The 22,929-nt window shown below is 44.8% G+C and carries 20 protein-coding genes; 12 read left to right on the top strand and 8 right to left on the bottom strand.

Annotation, left to right across the window (positions count from 1 at the left end; all coding sequences use genetic code 11):
- Positions 1 to 83 precede the first annotated feature (83 nt).
- Together GMA13_RS00895 and GMA13_RS00890 are read right to left on the bottom strand one after the other, a co-directional pair.
- On the bottom strand, positions 84 to 779 hold the full coding sequence (locus tag GMA13_RS00895) for a DNA alkylation repair protein (RefSeq protein ID WP_255882295.1): 696 nt from the start codon (positions 777 to 779) through the stop codon (positions 84 to 86).
- Positions 780 to 875: 96 nt separating this feature from the next.
- On the bottom strand, positions 876 to 1,610 hold the full coding sequence (locus tag GMA13_RS00890; protein ID WP_255882294.1) for an HAD family hydrolase: 735 nt from the start codon (positions 1,608 to 1,610) through the stop codon (positions 876 to 878).
- A gap of 132 nt (positions 1,611 to 1,742) precedes the next feature.
- On the opposite strand from GMA13_RS00890, the gene nth reads away from it, so the two are divergent.
- From nth to GMA13_RS00875, 3 genes are read left to right on the top strand one after another with little or no spacing between them, the layout of a single operon-like run.
- Complete coding sequence (gene nth / locus GMA13_RS00885) at positions 1,743 to 2,378, top strand: endonuclease III (protein WP_255882293.1); 636 nt, start codon at positions 1,743 to 1,745, stop codon at positions 2,376 to 2,378.
- Positions 2,379 to 2,394: 16 nt separating this feature from the next.
- Entirely contained in the window at positions 2,395 to 4,206 is a 1,812-nt protein-coding gene (gene lepA / locus GMA13_RS00880) for a translation elongation factor 4 (RefSeq protein WP_255882292.1), read from the top strand.
- A gap of 15 nt (positions 4,207 to 4,221) precedes the next feature.
- Positions 4,222 to 4,608: a DUF3783 domain-containing protein gene (locus tag GMA13_RS00875; protein ID WP_255882291.1), complete on the top strand. Its 387-nt coding sequence runs from the start codon at positions 4,222 to 4,224 to the stop codon at positions 4,606 to 4,608.
- 101 nt (positions 4,609 to 4,709) lie between these two features.
- Here GMA13_RS00875 and tsf read toward each other — a convergent pair whose 3' ends face one another.
- The 4 genes from tsf to GMA13_RS00855 form a co-directional block, all read right to left on the bottom strand.
- A complete protein-coding gene (gene tsf / locus GMA13_RS00870) occupies positions 4,710 to 5,621 on the bottom strand; it encodes a translation elongation factor Ts (RefSeq protein WP_255882290.1) in 912 nt (303 codons plus the stop codon).
- Between the two features lie 80 nt (positions 5,622 to 5,701).
- The gene (gene rpsB / locus GMA13_RS00865; RefSeq protein ID WP_255882289.1) at positions 5,702 to 6,454 is read right to left on the bottom strand and encodes a 30S ribosomal protein S2; all 753 of its coding nucleotides are present in this window, start codon (positions 6,452 to 6,454) and stop codon (positions 5,702 to 5,704) included.
- A gap of 171 nt (positions 6,455 to 6,625) precedes the next feature.
- Positions 6,626 to 7,315, bottom strand: a complete 690-nt coding sequence (locus GMA13_RS10595; protein WP_255882288.1) for a JAB domain-containing protein — start codon at positions 7,313 to 7,315, stop codon at positions 6,626 to 6,628.
- Positions 7,316 to 7,350: 35 nt separating this feature from the next.
- Positions 7,351 to 8,313: a glycosyltransferase family 2 protein gene (locus GMA13_RS00855; RefSeq protein WP_255882287.1), complete on the bottom strand. Its 963-nt coding sequence runs from the start codon at positions 8,311 to 8,313 to the stop codon at positions 7,351 to 7,353.
- A 319-nt stretch (positions 8,314 to 8,632) separates the two neighbouring features.
- On the opposite strand from GMA13_RS00855, the gene GMA13_RS00850 reads away from it, so the two are divergent.
- The 9 genes from GMA13_RS00850 to GMA13_RS00810 all read left to right on the top strand — a co-directional run bounded on the left by GMA13_RS00850 (position 8,633) and on the right by GMA13_RS00810 (position 19,737).
- Positions 8,633 to 11,392 carry a YfhO family protein gene (locus GMA13_RS00850; protein ID WP_255882286.1) on the top strand — a complete coding sequence of 920 codons (2,760 nt, stop codon included), beginning with the start codon at positions 8,633 to 8,635 and terminating at the stop codon, positions 11,390 to 11,392.
- Positions 11,389 to 11,895, top strand: coding sequence for a GtrA family protein (locus GMA13_RS00845; RefSeq protein ID WP_255882284.1), 507 nt, complete (start codon positions 11,389 to 11,391; stop codon positions 11,893 to 11,895). Before GMA13_RS00850 ends, GMA13_RS00845 begins: the two co-directional genes overlap by 4 nt.
- 361 nt (positions 11,896 to 12,256) lie before the next feature.
- On the top strand, positions 12,257 to 13,273 hold the full coding sequence (gene aroF, locus GMA13_RS00840) for a 3-deoxy-7-phosphoheptulonate synthase (RefSeq protein ID WP_255882283.1): 1,017 nt from the start codon (positions 12,257 to 12,259) through the stop codon (positions 13,271 to 13,273).
- Between the two features lie 41 nt (positions 13,274 to 13,314).
- Positions 13,315 to 14,145, top strand: a complete 831-nt coding sequence (locus GMA13_RS00835; RefSeq protein WP_255882282.1) for a prephenate dehydrogenase — start codon at positions 13,315 to 13,317, stop codon at positions 14,143 to 14,145.
- Positions 14,142 to 15,203, top strand: coding sequence for a 3-dehydroquinate synthase (aroB, locus tag GMA13_RS00830; protein ID WP_255882281.1), 1,062 nt, complete (start codon positions 14,142 to 14,144; stop codon positions 15,201 to 15,203). Before GMA13_RS00835 ends, aroB begins: the two co-directional genes overlap by 4 nt.
- On the top strand, positions 15,200 to 16,468 hold the full coding sequence (aroA, locus tag GMA13_RS00825; protein WP_255882279.1) for a 3-phosphoshikimate 1-carboxyvinyltransferase: 1,269 nt from the start codon (positions 15,200 to 15,202) through the stop codon (positions 16,466 to 16,468). Before aroB ends, aroA begins: the two co-directional genes overlap by 4 nt.
- Before the next feature lie 4 nt (positions 16,469 to 16,472).
- Positions 16,473 to 17,537: a chorismate synthase gene (gene aroC / locus GMA13_RS00820; RefSeq protein WP_255882278.1), complete on the top strand. Its 1,065-nt coding sequence runs from the start codon at positions 16,473 to 16,475 to the stop codon at positions 17,535 to 17,537.
- Between the two features lie 27 nt (positions 17,538 to 17,564).
- Positions 17,565 to 18,695 carry a prephenate dehydratase gene (gene pheA / locus GMA13_RS00815; protein WP_255882277.1) on the top strand — a complete coding sequence of 377 codons (1,131 nt, stop codon included), beginning with the start codon at positions 17,565 to 17,567 and terminating at the stop codon, positions 18,693 to 18,695.
- 67 nt (positions 18,696 to 18,762) lie between these two features.
- A complete protein-coding gene (locus GMA13_RS00810; RefSeq protein ID WP_255882276.1) occupies positions 18,763 to 19,737 on the top strand; it encodes an aldolase catalytic domain-containing protein in 975 nt (324 codons plus the stop codon).
- A gap of 74 nt (positions 19,738 to 19,811) precedes the next feature.
- Here GMA13_RS00810 and spoIVA read toward each other — a convergent pair whose 3' ends face one another.
- Together spoIVA and GMA13_RS00800 are read right to left on the bottom strand one after the other, a co-directional pair.
- A complete protein-coding gene (spoIVA, locus tag GMA13_RS00805; RefSeq protein WP_255882275.1) occupies positions 19,812 to 21,290 on the bottom strand; it encodes a stage IV sporulation protein A in 1,479 nt (492 codons plus the stop codon).
- 13 nt (positions 21,291 to 21,303) lie between these two features.
- Positions 21,304 to 22,848, bottom strand: coding sequence for an SPOCS domain-containing protein (locus GMA13_RS00800; RefSeq protein WP_255882274.1), 1,545 nt, complete (start codon positions 22,846 to 22,848; stop codon positions 21,304 to 21,306).
- Between the last annotated feature and the right edge of the window lie 81 nt (positions 22,849 to 22,929).

The following is a 22,929-nucleotide window of genomic DNA, read 5'->3' as shown; positions in this document are numbered from 1 at the left end:
ATACTTTATTTAATTATCCTATGAAAGTAATTATCTCCGTCAGTTTGGTGAATATTTTCAACTGTAAATTTTGCCGAATTTTATCATTCTCGTTTATGCAACTTTAACATCCGCTTATCCTCATCAGATACTCTAAATGACTCTCGGCACTTTTGAATAGCTTTATTTTGCGTAACTTTGTCAAGCCTGTTTGACTTGAACAGTTCAAGCGTTTTTTCACGATATTTGATGAAGCATACCGACAACGCCCACGCTCTTGCCATCATAACGTAATAATCTGTGCGTTTTATTTCGGATATTCGGTCAAGAGTTAAGTCTATGTACTCATCATCGACAAAATAATCCATCAGCATACAGACAGCAAAGCGAACAGTGAATTCCTCATTTGATAAGAGGCACTGTTCAATATACGGCAGGATAAGCTCACGGTTTTTCTTAAACACTTTAAGTCCTCCCGTAAAAATATCGCACACCGCCCAGTTGTCAATATGCGGAACAAATTCCTTTACAAGTGAAAGCCTTTCATCAATTCCGCATTTAGCCATACCGATTACAATGCCTTTCAACATTTCTTCCTCATACAGACCTCGGCTTTCACAGCGCAAAAACTCACGCCAGTTATCTGCCTTTGCAATCTCCTTTGCAAGCAACCTGAGCTTTGGCACTCTTACTCCGACAATTTTGTCATTACCCGGAACAAGTGATGAATGAAAGCTTTTGTACTTTTCATCGGAAAGCTCAAAAATTTTGTTGTATATTCTGTCATAATCAAAGCTCATATTATACCTCTGTAATTTAATTAATCGTACTTGTCGTCTTAAATAAGTCTGCCCCACACCAAAAAAACGTGTGGGGCTGTGTTATACCATTAGCCTTTATTTCACAATAAGCTGTGCTATCTTTCTGAAATTTCCGTCCTCAACAACATATGTGCTGTCAACATTTTCAGGCATAGGCTGAGGTGAAATCTCTGTGTGGATATATAGCGAGTCAATTCCGAAATCATTTGCACCCTTAATGTCAGAGGTTGCATCGTTGCCAATCATAATGCTTTCTTCCTTTTTAAGATCAAACTTAGTAAAAAGCTTTTTGTAAAAAGCAACGTCCGGCTTACAGCAAAGTGCGTCACTGCTGATAAGCACACCGTCGAATTTGTCGTAAATTCCTGCGGCCCTTAGCTCAGGCTCGGTAAAGCTGCGCTGTGCGTTTGACAGCAGGAAAATCTTCTTACCCTTACTGTGCAGCAATTCAAAAAGGTCAAACACTCCGTCATATGGCTTTACCTGCATTGTGGTTGACAGACAACGGAACAGCCTTGCGGTTATTTCAACAAGCTCTCTTGACGGTTTAACGTCACAGTCAGTATAGAGCTTTTTGAATACATTTTTAATCTCTATATCTATTTTCGTGAATTTAGGATGCTTTGCCTTTACAGCTTCCTTTTCAGCCGCCACATACTCGCAGTATTTTTCCTCAAGCTGCTCAGGGGCATAGGCTGCGCCGTTGAAGGTGTAGAACGACGCCATATTTTCCCAAAGCGACTCCATACCCTCATCTGTTCTTATATCAAAAAGTGTTCCGTACAAATCAAAAATATAGTTTTGATACATAGGAATTTCCACCTGCCATTAATATAATTTTCCAGCAAAAGTATACCATAGCGACAACAAAATGTAAACTTAAAAGGTGACAAAACTGTCTGTTTGTGGTAGAATAATTGGTGAATTATACGGAGGTGCGAAATGACAGATAAACAGCGTGCGCTTATGGCAATAGAAGCGTTAAAAAAAGAATATCCAGACGCAATCTGCTCACTTGTGTATGATGATCCGTTGCAGCTTCTTATAGCAACACGGCTTGCCGCACAATGCACCGATGCAAGGGTAAATATTGTAACGCCTGCATTGTTTGAGCACTTCAAAACAGTTGATGATTTTGCAAACGCCGATGTCAGCGAGGTTGAGGAATACATCAAAAGCTGCGGTCTTTACAAAACAAAGGCGAGGGATATTGTGGCTATGGCTAAGGCTCTTAAGGATAACTTCGGCGGTGTTGTGCCGGACACAATAGAGCAGCTTATCACTCTGCCCGGAATTGGCAGAAAAACAGCAAACCTTGTTGTCGGTGATATTTTTCATAAAAGTGCCGTTGTTGTTGACACGCACTGCATAAGAATAACTTCTCGGCTTGGCTTTCACAGCATAAAAGACCCTGCGAAGATAGAGAAAATATTAAGGTTAATATTACCTGAGGACGAGTCAAACGATTTCTGCCACAGGCTTGTGCTGCACGGCAGAGCAGTATGCCAGGCACGAAGCCCCAAATGCGAACTCTGCTGTATGAAGGACTTCTGCCCAAGCGCATCAAACGCAAAATAACGAAAAAGGTGATTGAATGTCATTTTCAAGAGATAAAATAAGGAACTTCAGCATAATAGCGCATATCGACCACGGCAAAAGCACGCTTGCCGACAGAATACTGGAGCAGACAAGCTCAGTAGCTCAGAGAGATATGGAGGACCAGCTTCTCGACAATATGGACTTAGAGAGGGAGAGAGGAATTACAATAAAGGCACACGCTGTAACGCTAAACTACAAGGCGGATGACGGTGAAGAATACACCTTTAACCTAATTGACACTCCCGGCCACGTTGACTTTAACTACGAGGTATCAAGAAGCCTTGCCGCCTGCGAGGGAGCAGTTCTTGTTGTTGACGCCTCGCAAGGCATTGAGGCGCAAACGCTTGCAAACACATATCTTGCAGTTGACAGCGGACTTGAGATTGTACCGGTAGTCAACAAGATTGATTTGCCCTCAGCAGACCCTCAGCGTGTAATAAACGAGATAGAGGACGTTATCGGAATACCTGCACAGGACGCACCGCAGGTTTCGGCTAAGGCTGGTATAAATATTCGTGCTGTGCTTGAGAAAATTGTAACCGATATTCCTGCACCACAGGGTGACGACAGCGCACCGCTTAAGGCGCTTATATTTGACTCATACTATGACTCCTATAAGGGCGTAATTATATATGTAAGAGTAATGGACGGAAAACTCAAAACGGGCGATGAAATTGAGCTTATGGCGACAAAATCACGCTTTACCGTTGTTGAATGTGGCTATCTGCGAGCAACCTCACTTGAGCCTGCAAAGGAAATTCACGCAGGCGAGGTTTGCTACATTGCGGCGGCTATTAAGTCGGTTAAGGACGCAAAGGTTGGCGACACCGTAACACTCAGCTCAAACCCCGCCAAAGAGCCGCTTCCCGGTTATCGTGAGGCTCAGCCGATGGTTTACTGCGGTATCTACCCTGCCGACGGCGCAAGATACTCTGATTTGCGTGATGCTCTTGACAAGCTCAATCTTAATGATGCATCACTTTCGTTTGAGCCGGAAACCTCTGTGGCTCTCGGCTTCGGCTTCCGCTGCGGTTTTTTGGGACTTCTTCATATGGAGATTATACAGGAGCGTTTAGAGCGTGAGTATAACCTTGACCTCATCACAACTGCGCCAAGCGTAAGCTACCGCCTGACAATGACCGACGGCAGCGTTATGATGATTGACAACCCGACAAACTACCCGTCAAGCGCACTTATAGCAAAGGCCGAAGAGCCGATGACAAACGCACACATTTACGCTCCGTCCGAGTATGTCGGCAACATTATGGAACTTTGTCAGGACAGACGAGGAGTTTTCAAGGATATGACCTATATAGACTCCGACAGAGTTGACATTCACTATGAGCTTCCGCTGGCAGAAATTATTTACGATTTCTTTGACACACTCAAATCACGTACAAGAGGCTATGCTTCGTTTGACTATGAGCTTAACGGCTATGCCGAAAGCAAGCTTGTTAAACTTGATATATTCTTAAACGGCGAGGTTGTAGATGCGCTGTCGTTCATTATTCACGCTGACAAAGCCTACGGCAGAGCCAGAAAAATGGCAGAAAAGTTAAAGGAGAAAATTCCAAGACAGCTCTTTGAGGTGCCTATTCAAGCGTGTATCGGCGGAAAGATTATCGCAAGAGAAACAGTTAAGGCTATGCGCAAGGACGTTCTTGCAAAGTGCTACGGCGGCGATATTACAAGAAAGAAAAAACTGCTTGAAAAGCAGAAGGAAGGCAAAAAGCGTATGCGCCAGCTCGGCAGTGTAGAAGTGCCGCAGGAGGCGTTTATGGCAGTGCTGAAGCTTGACACGGAATAAAACGGAGAAGTGATTATGAAAGAAACTGTTTTGCTTTACAATTTCAGTGATGAACGGCTTGCAAAAATTCAGCGTGCGCTACTGCCGCTTAAAATCCGAATAAAGGCTGTGAGCATTAATGAATATTCACAGCCTCTCGGCTATCTTGCAGGAATAAAGGATATTGAGCCGACTGATGAAAAATTCAGCGGAGATGGCTTTACAGATGAGCTTATGCTTATTTGCGGTTTGAATAATACTAAGCTTGAGGCGCTTTTGCGTTCGCTTTATAAATATGGAGTTGGCAGGATTGACCTCAAGGCGATGCTCACACCGACAAACATAAGCTGGAACAGCACACAGCTTTATAAGGCTGTCAAGGCTGACCATGAGGAAATGAACAGAAACAAAGCCGCAAATTAAGCGTAACGCTGTGCGGCTGATAAAAGAGCTTTATGCGACAAAAAACCGGATATCCGCAATGGATACCCGGTTAAATTATTTATATAAGCTTTGGGCGGTGATTATTTCACCATACCTGCAACCTCTTCAGCAAAGTTGTCCTGACGCTTTTCAAGGCCTTCGCCCTTCTCAAAACGTGCAAAGTCAACAATAGCAATGTTGCCGCCGAGGTCCTTAGCAACCTTATCAGTGTACTTCTTAACTGTGTAGTCGCCATCCTTAACAAAGATCTGGTCAACAAGGCAGTTTTCCTTGTAGTACTTGCCGATTTTACCCATAACGATTTTCTCAGCAATCTGAGCCGGCTTACCCTCGTTAATAACCTGCTCTGTAAGGATCTTCTTCTCATGCTCAATAACGTCAGCCGGAACTGCAGCCTCATTGAGGTAAAGCGGATTTGCAGCAGCAACCTGCATTGCAATATCCTTTGCATATGTCTTGAACTCGTCCTTATCGGCTACATCTGTGTCAAACTTAACCATAACGCCGATTCTGCCTGCTGCGTGAATATAGGTTACAACTGTACCCTCGTAACGAACAAAGCGGCGGATTTTGATGTTCTCGCCGATTGTAAGAACCTTTTCCTGAAGCAAAGCTGCAACAGTTTCCTCGCTGCCTGAAGCCTTGCACTCAAGCAATGCGTCAACATCAGCCGGATTCTGCTCCATAACTGTATCTGCGCAGGTCTTTACAAAAGCCTGGAAATCTGCGTTCTTAGCAACGAAGTCTGTTTCTGCGTTAACCTCAATTACTACGCCACAGGTATTGTCTGCATTTGTCTGAGCGTAAGCAACGCCCTCTGCTGCAATTCTGCCGCTTTTCTTAGCCTGCTTTGCAAGACCCTGCTCTCTCAAAAAGTCAATAGCTGCGTCCATATCGCCGTCAGCCTGTGTGAGAGCCTTTTTGCAATCCATCATACCACAGCCTGTTTTTTCTCTGAGTGACTTAACGTCCTGTGCTGTAAATGCTACCATTTATATTCTTCCTCTCTTGTCATTATATAGTTCGGCAAGGGCAGCCCAAGCTGCTCCTGCCGTTTTATTTCAATCAGATATTACTCCTGAGCCTCTGCCTCTGCCTCTTCTGCTTCAGCTTCCTCAGCCTCAACTGCTGCTGCGCCCATCTGACCCTCGTGGCCCTCGATGATAGCGTTTGCAATTGTTCCTGCAATGAGCTTAACGGCACGAATAGCGTCGTCATTACCCGGAATTACATAATCAATCTCGTCCGGATCACAGTTTGTGTCAACAATAGCTACGATTGGAATACCAAGCTTGTGAGCCTCTGATACAGCGATTCTCTCTTTTCTTGGGTCAACGATAAACAAAGCACCCGGTGCTTCCTTCATATCCTTGATACCGCCCATGAACTTCTCAAGCTTTTCAATCTCAAGGTTCAGCTTGATTACCTCTTTCTTTGGGAGAAGGTCAAATGTTCCGTCTGCCTCCATAGCACGCAGCTGCTTTAATCTTTCAATTCTTCTCTTAATTGTTGCGAAGTTTGTGAGCATACCGCCGAGCCAACGAGCGTTTACATAATAAGCGCCTGCTCTTTCAGCCTCTTCCTTAACAGAATCCTGAGCCTGCTTCTTTGTACCTACAAAGAGAACGCTCTTGCCCTGTGTTGAAAGGTCACGAACAAATGAGTAAGCCTCTTCAAGCTTCTTAACTGTTTTCTGAAGGTCGATAATGTAGATACCGTTTCTCTCTGTGAAAATGTACTCTGCCATCTTAGGGTTCCATCTTCTTGTCTGGTGACCGAAGTGAACGCCTGCCTCCAAAAGCTGTTTCATTGATACTACTGCCATTGTAAAATCCTCCTTAGGTTATTAACCTCCGCTGCACCTTAGATTTTCCGAGAAACCGCAAAGCGGCACCATTTCGGAGATGTCAGCGTGCGTAATGCCTTGATATTATACCACAGCGAATGCGAAAAATCAAGGATTTTCTTAGCTATTTTCGGATATTTAACTATTTTTTTACAGTGCGTCACTGCAAAGATTTGACTGCTTCATTGAAACATAGTCGTCATCAGCCACAACAATGTGGTCCAAAAGCCTGACGCCGACCAGTGACAGCGCAGAGGAAAGTGTTTTTGTGGTTTCAATATCCGCCATTGACGGCAAAGCTATTCCGCTTGGATGATTATGAGCTATCACCGCAAAGGTTGCGTTGTAAATCATTGCATGCTCTATTATCTTTCTTATATAGAGGTCACAGGAATTCACCGAGCCCTTGCTTATAACGCCGCAGAAAACCTCCTTGTACTTAACATCAAGCAGCATAAGCACAACAGCCTCATAATCACGCCCGACAAACTTATGCACAAGTCTGCCGCCTATGTTCTTTATGTCAACCGCCTTGCTGCTGTCAACTTTATCGTCAAGATACAGACGGCTCATCTGAGGTATAAGCTTCAGAAGAATCGCAGTGTTCTCGCTTAAGCCACATTCCTTTATTGCGTCAACAGGTGCGTCAAAAACAGCCGAAAGCGAACCAAACGAATCAAGCAGCCTGTGTGCAATCGGGTTAGTGTCCTTCCTGGGCACAGCGTAATACAGCAGAAGTTCAAGCGATTCGTGCGCTTCAAAGCCGTCTAATCCGCTTTGAAGAAACTTTGACCTCAAACGCCGTCTGTGTCCGGAATGAATCTGCTTATCATCCTGCACGCTGTCACCTCCAGAATTATATTAAAAAATAAGAATCAAAACTCATCACCAAAGCCATCGTCATACTCGTCATCTATGTTTGTGCTTTTTGTAAGATAAATTGGCCTGTCCTTTGATTCCATGTAAATTCTGCCGATATACTCGCCGAGAATACCAACAGAAAACTCAATAATACCGCCTAAAAACAAGGTTATTATCAGCGTTGTGGCATATCCAGGCACATCAACTCCAAATATAAGCGTTTGCAGCAGAACAACAATCGCATAGATAAATGCCAAACCCGAAATAATAAGTCCTAAAAGAGAAATAAACCTAAGCGGAGCAACCGAGAATGCGGTGATACCGTCAATAGCGTATTTAAAAAGTCCCCAAAAGCTCCACTTTGTAGTTCCTATTGTTCTCTCAACATTCTCATACGGCAGCCATTTTGTGTCAAAGCCAACCCAACTGAATATGCCCTTTGAAAAGCGCTGAACCTCGCTTAAGGAAAGCACCGCATCAACCATCTGGCGTGACATTATTCTGAAATCCACTGCACCATATGGCATTTTCACATCTGTAATCTTGTTGCTGAACTTATAGAAGTTGCGGCTGAAAAAGCTTCTTACCTTTGATTCACCTTTACGGGTTGTTCTTCTCGCTGCACAGCAGTCGTGTCCCTCTTCTATGCCCTTTATCATATCTGCAATCATTGCAGGCGGATGCTGTAAATCAGCGTCCATTACAATAACGTAATCTGCGCTTGAGTTTTTAAGTCCGGCGTACATTGCCGCCTCTTTGCCAAAATTGCGGGAGAATGAGATATACTTTACATTTCTGTACCTTTTCGCAAGGCTGCGCATAACCAAATAGGTTTTGTCACGGCTGCCGTCATCTACAAGAATGTATCTGAAACGGTAACCGTCAATAGCATTGATATATTTGTTGGTTGTTTCAACAAATACCTCAAGTCCCTCCTCTTCGTTATAGCACGGTACAACTATATCAACAGTTTTCATTTTATAGGTCCTTTCAATGTTTCTATTTACTATTACCTTAAATATGCCAAATGAGAGTTTACCGAATAACTGAAAAGCTCACATTTATAACAATCTTTTCAAGACAATGATTTATCTTAAATTATAACAAAATTCTACATAATATGTAAAGTGTTTTTCGACAAAAGGCTAACACTTTTCTTTAGAATTTAAATTATTTGCTGCACTTTCCCAAATCAACAGCTAAAAATGTTAATTTTTGAAATATTCTGTTTACCTTTTTGCAATTTAGTGATAAGATTGTATATGTATTGTTTAAATTTACACGGAGGTAATTTTAATGAGTAAAACAAAAACAAAAAAGGCAGGTGCGGCTAACTATAATCGGCTTTCTAAGCTTGCCGACGAACCGGTTATGTCTGATAAAAAGCTGTACCTCATTCTTTGCTTTGCCGTTCCGTTTTTGCTTATGGGCTTTGCCTTTGCATTCAACGGTGTTTTCCCCTTTGGCGAAAAGCAAATTCTGGTAACAGACTTCTGGCAGCAGTATTTTCCGTTCTACACTGAGGTACAGGACAAGCTGCAAACCTTTCAGTCAATGCTTTATTCGTGGGACACAGGTATGGGTTCAAACTTCTGGGCGCTTGCAGCTTATTATTTTGCAAGCCCTATGAACTTGCTCTTGGCAATTGTACCTTATGAACTCCTGCGAGAGGCTCTGACATTCTTCTTGTTGTGCAGAATAGGTCTTGCCGGTCTTTTCTGCGGCGTATTCCTTAAGGGCGTATTCAAACGAAACGATATATCGCTCGTTTTCTTCGGCACAATGTACGCACTTTGCGCCTTTACGCTCGGCTACTACTGGAACGTTATGTGGTTTGACACATTTGCGCTATTCCCGCTTGTCGCCTACGGCACATACAGCCTTGTAAAGTACGGCAGAGTAAGGGTTTATATTATCGCTCTTGCTGCGTCGCTTTTGTTTAACTACTATATCGGCTTCTTCACCTGCATTTTTACAGTGATATTCTTCATCTGTCTTTGCATACTGTTCAAAATGCCAATTAAGCTTATCCTTCGCCGCTTTGGCAAAATAGCTGTTTCGTCAGTTATCGGCGTTGGCATATCGGCAATAATGCTGCTTCCGGAGCTGTTGGCTCTGAGCCTTTCATACAGTGCCAACAACGTATGGCCGTCAATTACTAAGTTCCGCTACGAAATTCCCGACCTTATCGGCAATTTTGCATCCATGGTAACGCCGAACGTTAAGGAGGGTCTGCCGAACATAAACTGCAGCTTTGTCTGCGTTATTCTTGCCGGCGTGTTCCTGCTGTCAAAGAAAATCTCTCTTCGTGAGAAGATAGTTGCAAGCTGCGTTATGGCATTTATGCTGTTCAGTATTGACAACAGACTGTTTGACTTTATGTGGCACGGCTTCCACTCAACCAATATGATTCCGCACAGATTCTCGTTTATAGTTTCGTTTGTACTTGTTGTTGCGGCATACAGGGCGTTTACACTGCTCAAGGACATTACGCCTGTTGAAATTATCGGTATGCTCACTGTCGCGTCAATTGTTATAATTTGCGCAAGCATCGGTCAGCAGAGCGACACCGCCGTTTACACAAGTGTTGCTTTAACTGTTTTATATGTCGGCATATTCTTTTTGCTTGAGAGAAAACTGATAACAATTAAAGTTGCATACATTCTTTTGGGCATTGTATTGCTCGGCGAGATGATAAGCAGTGTACTTTTGAGCGTTGAAACTGTTCGTGTAACCCAAAGAACCGGCTATCCGGACAAGCGCACAGAGATTCGTGCCTGCGTTGAAGACATTAAATCTAAGGATAAAGAAGCCTTCTACCGTATGGAGCTGACAAAGTTCTACACACTCAATGACCCTCCGCTTTACCAATACCCCGGTGTTGCGCAGTTCAGCTCAACCGCTAATGTAAATGTTACAAACTATGTTGAGGGCATCGGCGGAATCGGCTGGGATGCCGGCAACAGATATTATTACGCTGAGTCAACTCCGGTTACAAACGCATTCTTAGGAATTAAATACCTCATAGCTAAGTTTGAACCGCTTGCTGACACAAACAACTGGAAATTTTTCGGTAAACAGAAAAATATGAGCTATTACAGAAACAACACCTATCTCTCACTTGGCTTTATGGCTGACAGCAAGCTTGAGTATTTCAAGGCAGACAAAACAAATCCGTTCAAGTCACAGCAGGATTTATTTGTGAAATCAACCGGAATCAAAGATGATTTGTATGAGCGTATCAAGGTTTCCTCGGCAAGCCATGAAAATCTTGACGTATATTACAGAGGCGTTGACAGCAACAACAGTGGAATTTACGGACAGTACAGCTACAAGCCAAAGGATGTGAACAAGGATTCAAAGCTGAGCTGGAACTACACAATTCCTGAGGATTGTTCGGTTTATGTATATGCAAAAATAGACAATTCGGAGAGCATAAGCATTTTCGGCGGTTCAAAAACCACTTCGCAAAGCTACAATATAAAGCGCCCGTATCTGCTGTCGGCAGGCACCTACAAAAAGGGCGACAACATGAACATTACCTCAACTGTTGAAAAAGGAAAAAGCGGTAGTGCAGACATATATGTTTGCATATTTAACCAAAGCGTTTACAACAAGGGCTACAAAATTCTTAAGGATGAGCTTCTGAATGTTACAAGCATTGACTCAACAAACATCAAGGGTGACATTACCGTAAAGCAGGACGGCTTGATGTATACATCTATCCCATACGAATCCGGTTGGAGCGCATATGTTGACGGCGAAAAGGCAGAGATTACGCCGATTGACAACGCAATGACAGGACTTAAGCTTTCAAAGGGCAAGCACACCGTTGAATTCAAATATACACCGGCAGGCTTTAATCTGGGTCTAACCATTTCCATAAGCTGCACACTGCTGTTTGCTCTGTTCTGCTTTGTTCAGTGGTACTTGAAGAAAAAGGGCAAAACCTTTGGCCCTATCGGCAAGCTGCCGGAGGTTGCCGGAGAATTCCCTGACACAGATGACAGCAAAAGCGAATCTGTATCACTCGAAAGGAGCGCCAAGAAAAAATGAAGAGCTTTTTAAAAAAATTCTTTGACGAAAAGTTTTTAAAATTTATCATCGTCGGCGTTATCAACACGATTGTCGGAATGGCAATAATGTACGGTATGTACTTTCTCGGTGACACCTTTCATTGGTATGACGGCATAGCCGCCGCCTACGGCTGGAAACCGGCAGACGTGAATTTTTGGGTAAGCTCCGCTCTTAACTACACCCTGACAAGCATATTGAGCTACATTCTGAACAAGAACATTACCTTTAAGAGCAAGGGCAACACAGGCAGGTCGCTGCTACGATTTGCAATCAACATAGCAATATGCTACCTGATTTCATACGGCATAGCCCGCCCGTTCACCACTTGGTTTATGACAAGCTTCTTCCCCTCTGTCGGCGAAAAGGCTGTTGAATACCTTACAATGTTCGTCGGAATGGTATTCTTCACCGGCTGCAACTACATCGGTCAGCGCTTCTTCGCTTTCAAAGGCAAGGATGATAAGCCGAAAGAAACAGAATAATCACTATGCGGCATCTGTCTTACGTCAGGTGCCGCACTTATTTTTCTTTCGGATAAATCGCTTTATTACATTTTTTGTGCTTTAAAGCGATAAAACTCTTGACAAATTCCAAAAATAGTATTATTATCATATTAATGTATAAAACGGGAGAACAGCTATGATACACTCGATTAACACACGATTTACAGGCTACTTTTATTTCGGCTATTACTTTAGTCGGAACAATTTGTCGTGCCCTGTTTGCCGTATGTGATTATGGCTGTTTAACGCTTTATCAAGGTGTATTACAACGGGGCTAAGGCTCCGTTTTTTTATTGCTGTAATATCGGAGCAACCCAAAGAAAAGAAAGGATTTGTTATTATGATTATCGTATTAAAACCTGAATGTTCAAGAGAACAGCTTGTCAGCTTCAAGGAGCAGCTTGAAAACAATTATGCGGTTAAGGTGAACACCTGGGAAGGAGTTCACTCAACTGTGCTTGGTCTTATCGGCGACACAACAGCAATCGACATTGACTACATCAGCGCACAGGATATTGTTGATGATGTACGCCGTGTGCAAGAGCCTTACAAAAAGGCAAACAGAAAGTTCCACCCCGAAAACACAGTAATTGAGCTTTCTAACGGCACAAAAATAGGCGACGGCGGTCTTGTTCTTATGGCAGGTCCCTGCTCAGTTGAAAGCAGAGAGCAGGTATGCTCTATTGCAAAATCGGTTAAGGCTTCGGGCGCTCAGATTTTAAGAGGCGGCGCATTTAAACCAAGAACCTCACCGTATGCTTTCCAAGGCTTAAAAGCCGAGGGCCTTGACCTTTTAAAGGATGCAAGACGTGAAACAGGACTTCCGATTGTAACGGAAATTATGAGAACATCTCATATTGATATGTTTGAAAATGTTGATATTATTCAAGTCGGCGCAAGAAATATGCAAAACTTTGAGCTTTTAAAGGAGCTTGGCAAAACAAACAAGCCTATCCTCTTAAAGCGTGGTCTTTCAAGCACTATTGAGGAGCTTCTGATGAGCGCCGAATATATTATGGCAGGCGGCAACGACAAGGTTATCCTGTGCGAGAGAGGAATAAGAACCTACGAAACCTTCACAAGAAATACACTTGATTTGTCGGCTGTGCCTATCTTAAAGAGCCTTTCTCATCTGCCTGTTATTGTTGACCCAAGCCACGCAACAGGCAAAAGCTGGCTTGTTGAGTCAATGTCTATGGCGGCAGTAGCGGCAGGCGCAGACGGACTAATCATTGAGGTTCACAACAACCCGAAATGCGCTCTGTGCGACGGCGCACAGTCACTCACACCTGAGCAGTTCGACAAGGTAGCCGGAAAGGTAAACGGCTTAAAGAAGTATTTGAATGAAAACGAGTGATTTTATCACACACTCAAGCATTTCACAAAGGGGAAGTAAAAATGAAGATTGCAGTTGTCGGCTTGGGCATTATCGGTGGCTCTATGGCCAAGGCTATCAAAAAATATACAGAACACTATGTAATCGGCATCAACCGAACAAGGTCAACTCTTGAAAAGGCGCTTGAATGCGGCGCAATAGACGAAATCGGCGACGAGGACAGCGTAAAGGATGCAGACATTATTATTCTTGGGTTGTACCCTGCTCTTGCTGTTGACTTTATTAAACGCAACTGCGATAAAATCAAAAAGACCGCTATCGTAACCGACACAAGCGGAATAAAAGCGGCTATATGCCCTGAGCTGGACAAAATAGCCCGGGAAAACGGCTTCACCTTTATCGGCTCTCACCCGATGGCAGGAAAGGAAACAAACGGCTTTGACTCTGCCGACGCTGACTTGTTCTTCGGCGCAAGCTTTATTGTTGTGCCGGGCAATGCGCCTTATTCAAAGGTACGCAAGCTGTGCAGGCTCGCTATGAATATGGGCTTTTCGAGCGTTCGCTTTACAACAACCGAGGAGCACGATAGAATGATAGCCTATACATCTCAGCTGCCTCACGTTTTAGCCTGTGCATATGTGTTAAGCCCACAATGCCCAAACCATAAGGGCTTTTCAGCAGGCAGCTACCGTGATGTTTCCCGTGTTGCGAAGATAAACGCAACGCTTTGGAGCGAGCTTTTCATAGAAAACCGTGAACCGCTTATGGCGGAAATTGATACGCTGATAAACAACCTTAAGCTTATTAAAAAGGACATCGAAGCAGAAAACACCGATGAGCTTATAAAAACGCTTGATAAATGCAGGCAGATTAAGGAGCAGCTTGACGAATGAAAACGCTAAATGTTAAATCAGTAAGAAGCTATGATATACATATTGAAAGAGGTCTGATAAGCCGCTGCGGTGAGATTATCAAGCCGCTTGCAAGAGGCGGCAAGGCTATGATAATCTCTGACACAAACGTATTCCCCATTTACGGCGAGGTAGTTTCAAATTCTCTAAGGTCCTGCGGCTTTGAGGTTTACTCACACATCTTCTCTGCCGGTGAAGCGTCAAAGAGCCTTTCCACCATAGCGCAAATGTATGACTCTCTTGCCGACAACGGTTTTTCACGCAAGGACTTTATTGTAGCGCTCGGCGGCGGCGTTACGGGCGATATGGCAGGCTTTGCCGCCGCTACATATCAAAGGGGAATAGACTTTGTTCAGATTCCGACCTCACTTCTGTCACAGGTTGATTCTTCTGTCGGCAGCAAAACGGGAGTTGACATTAAGCAGGGCAAAAATCTTGTAGGCGCATTTTGGCAGCCTTCAGTTGTAATAATCGACCCAAACACGCTTAACACACTCACACCCGAATTTTTCGCCGACGGTATGGCTGAGGTCATCAAGTACGGCTGTATCAAGAGTCTTCCGCTTTTTGAAAGATTAGAGAAGGAAAACGCAGCCGACATTATAGAGGAAATAATTTTTGACTGCGTATCAATAAAGCGTGATGTTGTCGAGCGTGACGAACATGAAGCAGGCGAGCGAATGTTGTTGAACTTCGGTCATACTCTTGGTCACTCAATTGAAAAGGCTTACGGCTACACGGGCATCACTCACGGCGAGGCAGTCGGAATTGGTATGACTATTATCACCAAGGCAAGCGAGAAGTCGGGCATAACCGAATCAGGGGCAACACAACGGATAAAGGCTCTGCTCGAAAAATACTCACTGCCAACAAGTGACAAAACACCGCTTGACGTTATAGCAAGCGGCGCATTGGGCGACAAAAAGGCAAGCGGCAACAGCATTAATGTTGTACTGCTGAACAAAATCGGCGACAGCTTTACTAAAAAGCTTAAAAAGAGCGAGCTTTTCGACTTTATCAGTCAGGGGGCAAAAAAATGAGCGAGGTAACACTTTCACCGTCACGCTTAGTCGGCAAGGTTACGGTTCCGCCGTCTAAAAGCGACGTTCACCGAGCCATAATCTGCGCCGCCCTTTCAAAGGGCGTAAGCGTTATTTCACCCGTTGAGCTTTCAAAGGATATAAACGCAACAATCGGTTGTGCCAAAGCATTGGGAGCAAAAATCACGATGGACGGAAACACCGTCAAAGTTGACGGCAGCGAATTTCTAAGCGTTAAGTCGGCGCATCTTGACTGCTGTGAATCAGGCTCTACTGTGCGGTTCTTTATACCGGTTGCAGGCGCAGGCGGCGTATCCTGCGAATTTACGGGGCAAGGAAAGCTGCCGCAAAGACCAATCGGAATATACCTTGACTGCCTTCCCAAAAACGGCGTAAAGTGCGATACACACGGAGGTCTGCCGCTTAAAATAAGCGGCAAGCTTCAAAGCGGAGAATACAAACTGCCGGGCAACATAAGCTCTCAGTTTATTACAGGCTTGCTGTTTGCATTGCCTATACTTGACGGCGACAGCAAAATTATTCTCACCTCTCCCCTTGAGTCAAGCGGATATGTCGATATGACATTAAAAGCGATGAAATGCTTCGGAGTTGAGGTTAAAGTTGAGAAACAGGCATATATTATAAAAGGAAATCAAAGCTATAAGCCGTGTCGCTACACCTGTGAGGGTGATTGGTCGCAGGCGGCGTTCTTTATGGCGGCAGGAGCTTTGGGCGGCGACATTACGATAAAAGGGCTTAACGCAGGCTCTGCACAGGGCGACCGTGAATGTGCCGAGATATTCAAACGCTTCGGCGCTGATGTGGAGCTTTCTGATAGCTCGGTCAAGGTAAGGCAGAATAAGCTTCACGGCATTAAAATTGACGCACGGCAAATTCCGGACCTCGTTCCGGCTTTGGCTGTTACAGCCGCCTTTGCCGAGGGAGAAACCGTAATTTTCGGAGCGGAAAGGCTGAGGATAAAGGAATGTGACCGTCTTGAAGCGGTTTGCAGCGGAATAAAAAATTTAGGCGGCTGTGCTGTTCAGACCGAGGACGGTCTTATTATAAAAGGTAAACCGACTCTTTGCGGCGGCAGGTGCGAAGGCTACAATGACCACCGCATTGTAATGTCAATGAGCATAGCGGCACTGCGATGTGAAAATGACGTTACGATAACTGACCGTGAAAGCATCAGCAAAAGCTACCCCGACTATTTTGAGGATTACAAAATGCTCGGCGGAATTATAAACAATATTCAGAGGTGATTGTATGTCATCGTGGGGAAACAAGGTTAAAATATCAATATTTGGTGAAAGTCACGGTCCTGCTATCGGCGTTGTGCTTGACGGCATTGCTCCGGGAATAAAGCTTGATATGGACGAGCTTTTGCTCAATATGGGCAGAAGAGCACCCGGCAAGGACAAGGCGGCTACACCACGCAAGGAGGCAGATACACCGAATATTTTATCGGGCGTATTAAACGGCGTAACAACAGGTGCGCCGATATGCTGTGTTATAGAAAACACAAACACTCGCTCTGGTGACTATGGCAATATACTCTCAAAGCCTCGTCCGGGTCACGCAGATTACTCCGGCTATATGCGTTACAACGGCTTTAACGATATAAGAGGCGGCGGTCATTTTTCCGGCAGGCTTACTGCTCCGATTGTCTTTGCAGGCTCGGTATGCAGACAGGCATTGAAGCTTGACGGAGTTAAGATAGCCTCGCATATTTACTCAGTGAACACAATAAAGGACACGCCGTTTGACCCTATAAACATAGAGGACAACCTGATTGACAGGCTCAATCAAAAAAGCTTTCCGCTTATCAACGAAGCTATCGAGGACGAAATGCGGCAGGCTATTGAAAGCGCAAGGCTTAATCAGGACAGCGTCGGCGGCATAATTGAGTGCTGTGCTACGGGAGTAAAACCGGGGCTTGGAAGCCCGATGTTTGAGGGCGCTGAAAATGTTATTTCATCGGTAATGTTTGGCGTTCCTGCCGTAAAGGGAATTGAATTCGGCGCAGGCTTTGATATAACAAAAATGCATGGCAGTCAAAGCAACGACCCGTTTAAATATGATAACGGCAAAGTGGTTACAACCTCAAACAACAACGGCGGTATAGTCGGCGGCATAACAACCGGTATGCCGATAATACTAAGGGCGGCAATCAAGCCGACGGCATCAATATCGCAGCAGCAAAACACAGTTGATTTACAGACAAAAGAGAACACAACCCTTGTTGTAAATGGCAGACACGACCCCTGCATTGTGTCAAGAGCATCGGTTGTAATCGAATCAGCTCTTGCGCTTGCGCTTATTAATCTTTGAAATTAGTCTTATTTAAGAGGTGATAATATGGAGCTTGGCGAGATAAGACAGGATATTGACCGTATCGACAAGCAGCTGCTTGAGCTTTTCAAGCAGAGAATGGATTGTGCAAGGCGTGTTGGCGAGTATAAGCTTGAGAACAGCCTGCCAATACTAAATATGGAGCGAGAAAACGAAATTCTCGACAACGTTGAATCCAAGGGCGGTGAATACGGCTATGCCGCAAGGCTTTTGTATTCTAATATAATGGAGCTTTCAAGGGCGCTTCAGCACGATATAGTAGGAAGCGGCAAAAACATTCGCTGTCTTCTTGAAACAAGCGAGCTTGAAAACACAGCTGCACCCGAAAACCTTAAGATAGCATGTCAGGGAATTAAAGGCGCAAATTCACACGAAGCGGCAACAACGCTCTTCCCCTCATCTCAGATTTGCTTTTATCCGAGCTGGGAGGACGTGTTCACAGCGGTTGATAAAGGAGAGGCTGACTTTGGTGTTTTGCCTGTTGAAAACTCCTCGGCAGGCTCTGTCAGCGATGTTTACGACCTGCTTTTAAAATACCGTTTCTACATAACCGGAGCGCTTGATTTGCCTATTTCGCATTGTCTGTGCAGCCTTAAGCAAAGCGAGCTTTCCGATATTGAGCAGGTTTGGTCGCATCCGCAGGGTCTTGCACAGTGCTCGTCCTTTATAGCAAAAAACAATCTCAAGGCTGTTCCCTGCTCAAACACAGCGGTTGCCGCTAAAATGGTAGCCGAAGAAAAGCGGCTTAACTGCGCTGCAATTTGCTCTGAACAGGCGGCAAAAGAATATGGACTCAAGGTGTTAAAACGCCACTTCCAAAATTGCGACCAGAACAGCACAAGATTTATTGTAATATCAAAAAAGCTGTATATTCCGAATAATGCAGACAAGATTAGCCTTTGCTTCTGTCTGCCGCACCGCACAGGCTCGCTTCACAATGTACTGTGCCGCTTCAGCAGTCACGGGCTCAACCTGACAAAAATCGAGTCAAGACCGCTGCCGGGCAGCAGCTTTGAATATCTGTTCTACCTCGATTTTACCGGCAATATACGCAGCGAGCATGTTATGAATCTTATGTGCGCATTAAGCGAGGAGCTGCCGGAGTTTACGTTCTTCGGCAACTATCGTGAAATGTAAGAAAGAATTTCAGTTAATGATTATTTTAATGATATTGTAAAATAGTATTCAGAAAGGAAGTATTGAAATGTCAAGAAAAGGAAATTTAATGTCGGTCAGAAACGACATTAAGGTGCTTGACGCAACAATTCGTGACGGCGGTCTTTGCAACAACTTTGAATTCACAGACGAATTTGTACGGGAGCTTTACAAAACAAACATTCAGTGCGGCGTTGACTATATGGAGTTCGGATACAGAGCTTCAAAAAGGCTGTTTAACGAAAGCGAGTTCGGCAAGTGGAAGTTCTGCTCTGAGGAGGACATAAGGAGCATTGTCGGTGACAACAACAGTCCGCTGAAAATTGCAGTTATGGCTGATGTTGGCAGATGCGATTTCAGAACAGACTTCGTTCCGAAAAGCGAAAGTGTAATTGACCTTGTGCGTGTAGCCTGCTACATTCATCAGATTCCTGCTGCGCTTGAAATGATTGAGTATTTCCACACTCTCGGCTATGAAACCTCCTGCAACATTATGGCAATAAGTCAGGCAAGTGACTCTCAGATTGAAGCTGCGCTTGATATGCTTGGCAGCAGCAACGTTGACGTTATCTATCTTGTCGATTCATACGGCTACTTCTACCCGGAATCAGCCGCTGAGCTTGCGCAAAAATATGTTAAATTTGGTGAAAAGTATAACAAGCTTATCGGATTTCACGCTCACAACAACCAGAACCTTGCCTTTGCAAACACAATTGAAACTATGTCATACGGCGTAAGCTTTCTTGACGCAACTGTATGCGGTATGGGCAGAGGTGCAGGAAACTGCGCAATGGAGCTGCTTCTCGGTTTCCTCAGAAACCCGAAGTACAGCCTGTATGATTTGCTCACCTTTATTGAAAAGCAGATACTGCCGCTTAAGGCTCAGGGAGTAAAATGGGGCTTTGACATTCAGTATATGCTGACGGGTCAGCTCAACCAGCACCCAAGAGAGGCAATTGCCTTTACCAACGCCAACAGAACCGACTACTGCAACTTCTTCAAGAGTATTTCCGACAACGAATAAACAAATACACAAAATAAACTGCACCCCATTTGTCAGGCAACAATATGCGTCTGACAGATGGGGTGTTTCCTGTTTTATAAGATAATACAGATAAGTCCGTTACAGCCCTCGTTGATAATGCGCTCAATTGTGTCACGCATTTTGTTTCTCGCATCCTCCGGCATACGCAAAAGCTTGTTGTGCAGTCCTTCGCTTACAAGCTCGTGCAGAGATTTGCCAAATATGTTTGACTCCCAAATTTTCGACGGGTTTTCCTCAAACTCCTTGAGCAGATACATAACAAGCTCCTCGCTTTGCTGCTCACTGCCGACAATCGGCGTTACCTCTGTTGTGATATTCGTCTTTATCATATGAATACTCGGCGCAGACGCCTTTAGCCTTATGCCGTATTTGCCGCCCTGCTTAACAATCTCCGGCTCCTCAAGCGACAACTCATCCATGCCGGGCATTACTATGCCGTAGCCCTTTTCGTTGACGTTGTTGTACGCATCAATAATCTTCTCGTACTCGCTCTTGATTTTCGACAGCGACAGCATACATTCAAGCAGGCTCTTTTCATCGCCTATCTCAAACCCTGTTTTTTCGCCCAACACACGGTAAAACAGCGCATTTGAAACTGCAAGCGATATTTTCGCCGTACCTGTACCCAAGTCGATAGCGTCAACACCGCAGCGGTCAATATACTCGCACTCAGGCAGACGGTTTATTGCACCCTGAAGCTCTCTGATTTTTTTCAGCGGTGACGTACAGGCAACTATTGAGGAATATATGCTGCTTCTGATGTAGTGGTTTCTTTCAAGCGTAGAAATCCACCTTGGCATATCAAGCTTAATTTCCTTTATCGGGAACTCAAACAGAATGGAGGCTAAAATTCTTTTAATCTCGTTTTCGTCAAGGTCAAGACAGCTTTCCGGCAGTACAGGCACTCCGTAGCGGCGTGAAAGCTCCTGTGCAAGCGCAATACTTGCAGGTGCTGCGGGCGACAGGCAGTTTAATATAACCACAAACGGCTTGTTTATAGACTTAAGCTCGTCAACAACTCTTTGCTCTGCCTCCTCATATTCGGCTCTGGGTAAATCGGTTATAGAGCCGTCTGTCGTAATTACAAGACCTATTGTGCTGTGGTCGGTTATAACCTTTTTCGTACCTATTTCAGCCGCCATATTGAACGGCACAGCCTCCTCAAACCAAGGTGTTTTCACCATTCTTGGCTGTTCGTCCTCAATATATCCCACTGCGCTCGGCACTATATAGCCTACGCAGTCAATCATTCTCACGTTAAAGCTTGCGTTTCCTCCTATTGTTACCTCAACGGCGTCCTCCGGAATAAACTTAGGCTCGGTTGTCATTATTGTTTTTCCGCCTGCCGACTGTGGCAGCTCGTCAACGGCACGTTCACGGCGGCTGTCATTTTTTATGTTCGGTATAACAAGCGTATCCATAAAACGCTTGATAAAGGTTGACTTGCCAGAGCGCACCGGTCCGACAACGCCAATGTATATATCGCCGTTTGTTCGCCTTGAAATGTCTTCGTAAATATTTCTCTCCTGCATAATGTAAACCTCCTCATATCCCCGGAATTAGCAGCATAATGTCGCTGTCAAGAGCGTCATCTGCTATCTCGTTTTCACGCATTATATCATCCGGTCTTGCGCTGTAGCTTCTTGAAATGTCCCAAACGCTCTCGCCCTTGTGCGCATAATACAAGGTCATCGCACAATCAGACTGCGCTTTTTTATGCTCATCGTCGCCGTGAGCCAACGTCAGTACACGCACCGTTTTTGCACAAAAAGCTCTTGCCTCAACCATAATTTCGCAGCGCAAATCAATAGTGTTGCCGCTGCTTATGCGGTAGCTCACCGATTCTGCGCTTGAAAAAGCGTCAAGCATTAAGTCGCCGCCATATGTTTCTCCAAGCTTAAGCGGACAGATATAATCAACGCTTCTCTCGGTATAAAACGGTGTTGAATCGTTATCGAGCGCCAAAATACATACGCACAGCTTGCCCTTGACTATTGCCGTGTCATTGTCAAAGCCGCTTTCGGCTGTGCAGGACTCGCCCCATATGTCGATAACCTTTGATATTCCGTTCGTTTCAAGCTCGGCGCTGCTCTTTGTTATGCAGGTTTCACGGCATATATCGCTAAGCCTTGCTATCTGAAGCGGTGAATACTCTCCTTCAAGCTCACACTCTGTTGAAAACGCATCGGAAACATAGCTTATTTTCTCGTCACAGTAAGCCGCAATATATGCGCAAAGCCGTGCCTCAACCGCAATAGCCGCTCCCTTGTCGCCTGCGCCGTCCTCCTTTAATCGAACGTCACAGGACAAAAGTTGTAAGCGGTAGTCAGTTTTTGCATCGTTCTCAATTCCCGGAGTGTCAAGCACCTGACCAACAGGAACGCTAAACTCCATAACGGCGGTTTCGGCAATCTCATTGTCGGCTATGTAAAGCACACGCACAGTAAGCTCACCCTTGACCATTGCCTTGTCGCCGGCTATTCTGCACTCGCCGCTTTTTACTCTCACACTTGATTTAAGTATTGTGCGAACGGCAGGACTTCCCTGTGACGGCTCAAGCTCCTCATTAACTGTGAACTGCTGCTGTGACAAGGCGCAAAGACGTGAGCAGACATCCTGATTTAGCTTAAGCTGAACATCGTCCTCACGGCAGGAAACGGCTGTTTCTTTGTCTACGATAGCCTCAACTCTGGCGCACAGCGAAAATGCCCCGTGAATGTCGAGTCTGCGTGGACTTATTGCTCGGCAATTGACATAATCCGGCTTGGCAAAAGCAAGAACAACGGCGTCCGAACAATCGCACCTGACATTAAGACTTCCCGAATACGGCACGCTGTGCTCACAGCTTCGCACACAACGCTTTTCCTCGTCGATATAAAGCACACAAACGCTTGCCGCACCGTCAATAGTCAGCCTGTCGCCGTTTAAAGACTTTGAGTGAATTTTGGGTGTAACTGTGCATTTTAGGATTTTCTCTATTCCCGGGCAGTAATCCGGAAGAGTAAAGTCGAGGTCTATCGGCTGTTCTAAGCACCCGTCAAACACAGCTTCCCTCACAGGCACGGACTTCTTTTCAAGAGTGTAATCCATTAATTAATCTCTCCTTTTTTTAATCCCTGTACGCAAGAGTGAACGGCAAAGCGCACAAATGCAGGGGTATTTGTTTCTAAA

This window comes from Ruminococcus sp. zg-924, assembly GCF_024433635.1.
In the GTDB taxonomy this organism is placed as follows: Bacteria; Bacillota; Clostridia; order Oscillospirales; family Acutalibacteraceae; genus UBA7067.
Note: the sequence above shows the minus strand (reverse complement) of the source record. Positions and strands in the feature narration are given on the sequence as shown.